Raw genomic sequence first — 372 nt, 5'->3', positions numbered from 1 at the left:
GTTTGTCATTAAAATACAATGCGCCATTTTTATTTGAAACCAATGTTGGCGCAGGTTTACCTATTATTGACACATTGAATAATTTGGTGGCCTCAGGAGATAAAGTTACTTCAATTCAAGCCGTATTGTCTGGTAGTTTAAACTTTGTTTTCAATAATTTTAATGATTCCACTAAGTTTTACGACGTAGTAAAGCAAGCTGGTGCTGAAGGTTATACAGAACCAGACCCAAGAATTGATTTAAGTGGTGTTGATGTAGCACGTAAGATCCTAATTCTTGCCAGGGAAAGTGGGGTTGAAATGAATTTAGAGGACATAGAAAACACATCATTTTTATCGCCTTCTGGTCAAGAAAGTGGCACAGTTGAAGAGT

General features: G+C 36.6%; 1 pseudogene. It reads left to right on the top strand.

The features are described 5' to 3' along the window. Positions 1-372 (top strand): annotated as a pseudogene (gene thrA, locus H4O21_RS28420) (bifunctional aspartate kinase/homoserine dehydrogenase I); the annotation flags it as partial.

It is taken from the genome of Oceanospirillum sediminis (assembly GCF_014164585.1).
Lineage (GTDB): Bacteria > Pseudomonadota > Gammaproteobacteria > Pseudomonadales > Halomonadaceae > Oceanospirillum > Oceanospirillum sediminis.
The sequence above is the reverse complement of the archived record's forward strand: the minus strand, read 5'-3'. Positions and strand labels throughout refer to the sequence as shown.